At 55.8% G+C, this 7,380-nt stretch carries 7 protein-coding genes; 4 read left to right on the top strand and 3 right to left on the bottom strand.

Features of this window, described 5'->3' with window-relative positions:
* Positions 1–538 precede the first annotated feature (538 nt).
* On the top strand, positions 539–790 hold the full coding sequence (locus F3T56_RS38405) for a hypothetical protein (RefSeq protein WP_149830103.1): 252 nt from the start codon (positions 539–541) through the stop codon (positions 788–790).
* Between the two features lie 2 nt (positions 791–792).
* On the opposite strand, the gene F3T56_RS47210 is transcribed toward F3T56_RS38405, so the two are convergent.
* The 3 genes from F3T56_RS47210 to F3T56_RS38390 form a co-directional block, all read right to left on the bottom strand.
* Positions 793–996 carry a hypothetical protein gene (locus tag F3T56_RS47210; RefSeq protein ID WP_149830102.1) on the bottom strand — a complete coding sequence of 68 codons (204 nt, stop codon included), beginning with the start codon at positions 994–996 and terminating at the stop codon, positions 793–795.
* A gap of 122 nt (positions 997–1,118) precedes the next feature.
* Positions 1,119–1,829: a hypothetical protein gene (locus F3T56_RS38395; RefSeq protein WP_149830101.1), complete on the bottom strand. Its 711-nt coding sequence runs from the start codon at positions 1,827–1,829 to the stop codon at positions 1,119–1,121.
* Positions 1,830–1,857: 28 nt separating this feature from the next.
* Positions 1,858–3,009, bottom strand: coding sequence for a hypothetical protein (locus tag F3T56_RS38390; protein WP_149830100.1), 1,152 nt, complete (start codon positions 3,007–3,009; stop codon positions 1,858–1,860).
* 613 nt (positions 3,010–3,622) lie between these two features.
* Here F3T56_RS38390 and F3T56_RS38385 point away from each other — a divergent pair.
* The 3 genes from F3T56_RS38385 to F3T56_RS38375 all read left to right on the top strand — a co-directional run bounded on the left by F3T56_RS38385 (position 3,623) and on the right by F3T56_RS38375 (position 7,362).
* Positions 3,623–3,982 carry a hypothetical protein gene (locus F3T56_RS38385; RefSeq protein ID WP_149830099.1) on the top strand — a complete coding sequence of 120 codons (360 nt, stop codon included), beginning with the start codon at positions 3,623–3,625 and terminating at the stop codon, positions 3,980–3,982.
* Positions 3,983–4,114: 132 nt separating this feature from the next.
* Entirely contained in the window at positions 4,115–5,053 is a 939-nt protein-coding gene (locus F3T56_RS38380) for a single-stranded DNA-binding protein (protein ID WP_172639338.1), read from the top strand.
* 374 nt (positions 5,054–5,427) lie between these two features.
* Positions 5,428–7,362: a type IV secretory system conjugative DNA transfer family protein gene (locus F3T56_RS38375; protein WP_172639337.1), complete on the top strand. Its 1,935-nt coding sequence runs from the start codon at positions 5,428–5,430 to the stop codon at positions 7,360–7,362.
* Positions 7,363–7,380: the final 18 nt, after the last annotated feature.

Here is a 7,380-nt window from a genome sequence, read left to right as displayed (position 1 = left end):
CCGCCTCCGCTGTCCTGGAAAGAACCGCAGATCAGCAGGTCGGGTGACCTGCGACGTTAAACGCCAAGCTAAGGTGGTGTTAGCCCATCTGGCTGGCGAGTGCGCATCCCGCAGTCGGCGGTTATCCCGCCGCAGCGCGGCCGTCTCCTCGCGTTCGCCGCTGTGGGAGGTACGTGCCTGAAGTGGCCTAGGGCCCTGTTCCACCGAAGTGAAACAAGGCCCTGACCTGGGAAAACACCCCAGGCACTCTGTCGGGACGACAGGATTTGAACCTGCGACCCCTTGACCCCCAGAAGCTGAGCCCAAGGTCAGGGGGTCCGTACCGTCCAGGGAGGACGGTAAACGTCCAGGTCAGGGGCCTGGGAGCTAGTTTGTCGCAACGTGGTTTGTGAGAAATCTGTGAGACGCCCTCTCCCTATATATGGGGTCTGTCGGGTCACCAGAGCCCGGCAGAGGGGATCTACGAGGGATGGCGACGCGTTGTCAGGCGCGAAGCGCCCGCTTACGAGACGTACAACATCATGGCAGAGTGGTTTGTATGCACGAGGAAAACGGCTCCTCGTTTGAGTCACCAGCCAAGTTCCCGACGCCTGAGCAGGAGCAGGTGTTGGGAGAGGTTGTGTATGACACCTTGGCGGGGCAGATCTCGGAGGATGAGATCAGGGCGCGTATGGCAAGGGCCGGATTCAAGCAGCACCACGCCGATGACGTGATCACGGCCGTAGAGTGGATTGAGGAAGATCCATCTTTGTCATCCATGGATGACGCGATGCACTGGCGGCCGGAGTAAGGCTAGTACGCCTTTGTGCGGTTGAAGTCGCTGATGTTGAGCTTGACGTTCGTGTCTTTGATCACCGTGGGGAACTCACCGGTTGCTGTCTGGCCAGGTTGCACGTTGGTTACCGCTCGGGATCTTGCAGGCACCAGCAGGGAGGGCAGCAACGCCGAGCAATGGAGCATGAGGACGTAAGGGGCTGGCTCATCGGAGAGCGTCATCCCGGATGCTCTTGCCCTGCCCACCGTGGCTTAGTTATTCCCAGTCGCTGTTGAGGGCGCGCTGATGAGGTGTACATCGCGCCCGAGTGGGGACTGCGGTTCTGTGCAAGTCCTAACTGCTGTCAGTGTCGCGGCAGCGTAACTGTCGCGCAGCTTACATTCTTGGGTGTTCTATCCGACTCGCAGGTCAGATCATCGGCTGATACATGGTCTGGTCGAGCACGGATTGTGAGGCGGGAGAGACCATTAGATTTAAAAGAAAATCTGACGCTTTCGTTTACATCTCCCTTCTTATTTGGTTGCAGTACCGCATGATAAAGCAGGTCTCCATTCTTGAAGTCTTGATTTTCCCATCCAACCTCAACGATGATCATTTCGCCTTTACCGACCCCATCAGCATGGACCCTGAAGCTTACTTCTACTGCATTGTTCGGTCTCACCGATACGTCGATTACATTAGGTCGACTACTCCCCGTGGATGTTTCCACAACACCGCCGATCACTAGTGCCAGTGCAATCATGTACAGCAATACTCCGCCTCCCAACAATCCGGCCTGTACTCGATTGCCGATCTCATCACCTTCCGCGAAGAGCGATGAAATTATGAAACCGATAGCCACGACGCCCAAGATAGTCGATACGATGTATCGAATCGGGTGCTCGCTGATGGCCATAAGCAGGGAGCTTTGAGAGATCCCGAATGCCGTACCAATACCTGCTACACCCACAAAGACCGCCAGTAGGATCTTGGCGATGGTAGACAGATTGCGGTCTAGTCGTAGTTGCCTTTCCTGTTCTTCTGTAAGTGGGGCAGGTTGGGGAGGTTGATTCATTAGGATTCCTTTTCAGGGAGAGGAGGATTTATCCCCAGGTGATCCGCTCGGCTCCGTAAGCGACCAGGATCCCTAGCCACAAGAGCACAAGGCTGATGCCAATCGCGATGTACCATCTTTTTGTGAGCTCGGAGCTGAGTGTCGAAGTTTCTCGTACTAGCAGTAGAGAAGCTGCAATGGCCGAGGGTACAAGGACGACAGCGACATCAGTACCTGACATGGTCTTTTGAGAGCCCACATTGAACCAGTGCAGAACAAAGATTGTGAAAGCTAGAACCGCAGTGGAAGTGAGAATGAAAATTACCCATCGACTGATGGTTGCAGGTAGGCTTGTCTTGAGAGGCAAGTCCAGCCAAAGACGGAAGAAACGCCCTCGATCTGCGTCTTGGAAGGCCATAAATTCGGGTGTGGATTCGTAATACCGTGGTACATCGTTTACTACTTCGTGCCGCTCGGTTAGGGCTCGAAGATCGCCGACTAGTTCTACGTTGGTGTCAGTTACATGGATACTCACGTGGTTGGATTGTGCATCGCCCCACACGATGAGCTGGCTTGAGGACTTTGCGGTACGCCAACCCCGTGGCTTGCGATGGCTGCTTGCTACTTCTCTGGGCGGGCCTAGATGTAGACCCCGTTTTTCTGCGGTTTTGATCATAAAAGGCTCATCGAGAGGAACAGTACATCTCGCAACCGCATCCCAGTGGTCACCGTAAGAAGCGTAAAGGATCAGCAGCTTTCTCGCCGCCTTTTCTTTGAGTGTCGTCACTCCGTGGCGATTATAAACATCTACCAAGAAATCTCTGAGTGCATTCACAAGTTGGGTGACATCGTTCTCGTTCGAGATGGTTACATTGAATTGTGATGCTCCGGGTAGGGCGAGAAGAGGATTGAATGTTGGACTGTCGACGCTTGGTTCCATTCTTCCGGCAACCATCCGGCGAACAGGCTCCATCGCATTGTCCCACGACTGAATTAGTGCAGGCCCTAGCGAATTACCGGTCAACCCATTTATTGGATACTGGTTGAAGTACTTCACTAGCAATTTTTGCCGCTCCTTCTGAGACCGTATAGATTTTCCGTACAAGTCTTGCCATGCGGCTGTAGTGAAGCTAAAAATTGCCTTCAAGAAACTCTCGATGTCACTTGATACTGCGATTTCTGCTTGGTCTGCGAGAGCCATGAGGTAGTGGGAGAAGATGCTTGAGTGTTGCTTACTTCGGAGAAGGAGGGCAGGTTTTCCGGCAACCTCCAGATTGAAGTCAAGAAGTGGCCCTCTTGGGAAGTTCCCAACAGGCAACCATAGTGTTGCCTGCGTGTGATGGGGACGGATACCGCCGACTTGTACGTGCTGGCGTAGCGGCCCCACTTGGATAGAACGTCTTCGATCTGCCCAACTCGCGCTCGTCAGATCAATTCTTTCTACCGCGCGTACTCGCCATTGCGTGGTTGTATTTAGTAGCCCTACAGCAACCGAGCGAGCTATCTTTTCATTTGACTCAAGGTCGCAAATCTGACTTAAGTTGGAGGTGTGGTGATCCATTTCTAAGGAAGTCTTTCCGCTTGAAGGTTGCCTCTACACAAGAGTAAAGATCTAATGATTGGCTACTTGCAACATGACTTCTGCCAATTGGGTGAAACGTTGATCCATTAGAGTGATAACACCTTTCTCCTCTTGCGCAAATTGAAATGCGGGAGTAAAATACCACCATATGGAAAGAGGAAGGAGCGATCATCGGATATTCTATCCTCACGAGAAATGCGAACTCCGGCTTACTGTGCCTGAAGGCACAGAGGTGGTGGTGTTTGTGCGTAGGCGCATTTTGAAGAGGGACAAGAACCCGCCAAGCGCCAGCGATGCTGAGGGCGTAGCGCCTGTATCGCATCAGGACGTTGATGAATCGTTCAAAGATCGCGAGGCTCTTGCGCATTCTATAGTCGAAGATGAGTCTGGAGATGATGAGCGATTGGAGAAGGACAAGCTGGCGCGAAGGGAGCGAAAAGTTGGTGTAGGGCTAACCAAGGAAGAGCGTGATATTTTTAGGGCTATGACGGATGCGGGCCATAAAGCGAAGAGCTATTGGTATGATCGAATAGAGCGCCCCCGCATTATGGGCACTAAAGGCATGTTTGGCGGCATGCCTTTTCATCGTTGATTCGTTTTGTAATTTATCTTACATCTTTCCTCGTTCTGCATTCGTATAATCCGTTCTCATATGACAGAACGAGCAAGACCAACATTCGACGGGGAAGCCGTCGCGAAGGCGTTAGGCACCGAGGTATCCCCGGTGACCGATCCCGCCTACGGCGAGGGGAAACACTTCCAAGTCCGCTCCGACAAGGCTTTCCTGAGTCTCGATACCTTCCCCGAGGCGGGCGTCTCCCGTATCACCACCAAGGGCGCGAGGATCGAGCTGTTTGGCAGCTCTCTTCCTACCGTTGAAGACGAGGGCATCGTCTTTCTGCAAAAGGACCAGGATCACGAGCACTCAACCGTTGCTCTCCATCCTGATGGCGCACTGACCCTGGGGTACCAGGTCGACACTGGCCCGGCCTCCGTCCCGGGGCTTCCCGATGACGTTGAGGACACCGCGCAGATCATCACGCGTGAAGAGGCTGTTGAACCACTAGTAGACGAGCGCCTGGATTCACCGGCTCCGGTGGTGGTTACCGCTCCCAAGCCCCCGGAGAAGACCGGCCCTGAGCGGATACCTGGTGCTTTCCCTGACGAGCGCCCGATGATCCAGCGTGTCGGCGACCCCATGACCAACGGCCATGTGCAGCCTGCGCCCAAGGTGCGAGAGGCCACAGCGGCCGCAAGCCCTCAGGACGAGCACCCGCTCGACCGAGCTGCCCGGATCAGACAGCAGGACCAGGCTCAGAAGGACTCCTCGCCGGCCTCGGAGACCAAGGAGGCCGAGGGCCAGCGCGTGAAGCTGGTCGGTCGACTCGGGCGCACCCCAACCTTCCGAACGACCGCAGGCGGCAAGCTCGTTGGGAAGTTCCCTCTCGCCGTCCACCTGGAGAGCGGCGAGACCCAGTGGCACGACATCCTCGCTTATGGCGACCGTGCAGCCAGTCTTCAGAAGAGAGCCGAGGCCGAGGAACTGGTCAAGGGTCGTGAGGTCGAGGTCGTGGGCTACATGCACGAGCGGGAGTACAAGGCACGAAGCGGTGAAACCAAGAAGGCGCGGGAGATCAACTCAGTCGCTGTGAAGCGACGCTGACTTGCAATGGCTCTCAACTCGCGGACCTTCCATGACCGCTCTACGCTGAGACTAGACTTTTTTCCGCTCGGACCCCCCCGTTCGGCCTCTGGGCCTTTTTGTATCGCTTTCAATGGTTCCACGGGAGGGCGTAATGCCTGCGGAGCAATTTCCTTGCGCTTTCGGTTGTGGTCGGACCTTCCGTAGAGGGGAAAGTTGGGTCGAGATTACCCAGCACGGTGCCGTTCCCGAGTGGGGGTTATGGAGCGTCATGGGCCTTGACGACGAGACGGGTGAGCGCGTCGAGTACGCGCGCATCCGCTGTTGGCTGTGTGATGACATCTATTATCCCCCTGACTGGATCGTCAGGCAGATCAAGGCGCGGGGGTCTTCGGATGACTGAGGAGTGGCTGCGGCTCTGGCAGGACGAAATAGACCGTAGCGAGGCCTACGCCCGGGAGCAGGCCAGGCTTGAAGCCTGGCAAAGAGAGTTGGCTGAGGTTACCTCCGCCACGATCGTTCTGGGGCGGGATATGTCAACAGATCAGCCTGTGACTGTCACGGCTGAGGAGCTGTGTTCGGGTACATATCTGCTTGGCACTCAGGGTGCGGGCAAGTCGTCTCTGCTTGAGCAGATCGTGTATCAGCGTATGGAGCAGCATGACAGCGTCATCGTGCTGGACCCACATGGCGAGCTCATCGACAACATCATTGCGCGCATGCCAGAGGCGCGACTCAGCGACACATATCTTCTCGACCTGAGCAACGCCAGGGGCTATCCGTTCCACCTCAATATCTTCCACTGCGCAGATCCATCGGATGAGACCGAACGGGCACGGACACGTGGCCGGGTACTTCGTGTGTTCCGACGTATCTGGCCGGAGATCGAGGCGGGTCAGTACGCTGAGAAGCTCCTTCGCCATGTCACGAACACCCTGATCTACAACCCGGACTGTACGTTGGTCGACGTGCCGGAGTGGTTTCGTAGTTCAGACGCGGTTCGTCCGGCTCTGCGTAATGTTCAGGTGCGGGATACGCGTGCGTTCTGGGAGCACGACCTTTTCTCTCTGTCTCCCCGCGAGCGGTCGATCCAGATGGAGCCGTTTCTTAACCGGCTCAGCCGGCTTCTCTCAGATGATCTCTTGCGTCGTCTGCTGTGTGCTCCTGGTTCTCCTCTGGATGTGGCTCAGCTCGTACAGCAGCGTCGCAGCCTTTTCATTAAATTGCCTGTAGATAGTGATGTCATGGGTGAGGCCGCAGGCCTTGTCGGTGTCGCTCTCTTCTCACTCTTCTACGCCGCCACTTTCGATGAGCGAGATAAGGGCTGGCGCGATAGTTACACGCTGATCGTGGACGAGTTTCACAACTTTGTCACCAGCGAGTTCGTCAAGCTGTTTGTAGGGGGACGCAAGTATGGCGCCAGGCTCGTCCTTGCACACCAGTACATGAACCAGCTCGACCAGCCAGGCCTGGACATGAACAAGCGCGGCGTCCTCACGGCGCGAAACGTCGTCTGTTTCCACACAACGCCGCATGATGCTGTCGAGGTTGCTTCCTTGTTTGCCCAACTTGAGAAGAACTGGAACCGCCCCAATCTGGTGGCTGATGTAGCAAGCGCACTCGATCACCATCCTGTCGAGGCAGTCAAATCGTTTGCTATGAGGCATGTTTACCCGCTCATCCAAGGAAGTCGTATGCGGGCAGGTGATTATTTGGACTTTGGGTGGGGGGAGAGACACTTCACTGCTAATAATGTCCGGCGTACCCTCGCCCTCTTGAATGAGTTCCTCTACACGGCCGAGCGGGATGGCCGTGTGAACAACGAAAAGATGGATGCCTTCATTGAAGCCATGAGCGAGATTGCGTTTCCTTATGGCGACAAGGAAACCGTTGCCGCCAGCCTCCACGCTGACTTGTCGACGGTTTCCGGTGCTCTCATCGGTGAGCCAATACTTGAACGTCCGCCAGTTAGCTCTGCCGGTGAGGTTACAACGGAGCTTCCGTCGCTGCGCTCTCGCACAGCGTTTATCAGGGCAGGAGAGCACGCCTTCCATATGGAGACGTACCCCCTGCCCGACAAGATGGCTGGCCATGCTGCGAAGCAGCGAGAAGCAATACTTTTTGAGCAAACACATCGGGAGTACTGTTCATTGCGGGACGCTGTTGATGAGCGAATCGCTAACAGCCCGTGTGGTCGCCGCCCGTCTCAACTAGAGTCGGCACAACCATCACGGCGTGATGCGCCCAGTGCACGCGGCGGATCGCAGCCTCCAGTACCGTCTCGGCCCCAACAGACGATAGGCCGGAGGTCTCCAAAGAAGCGCGAATAAGCGGCTTCTCTTACGCGA

The organism is Streptomyces tailanensis (assembly GCF_008386495.1).
Taxonomy (GTDB): Bacteria; Actinomycetota; Actinomycetes; order Streptomycetales; family Streptomycetaceae; genus Streptomyces; species Streptomyces tailanensis.
This window is presented reverse-complemented; position numbering and strand designations above follow the sequence as displayed.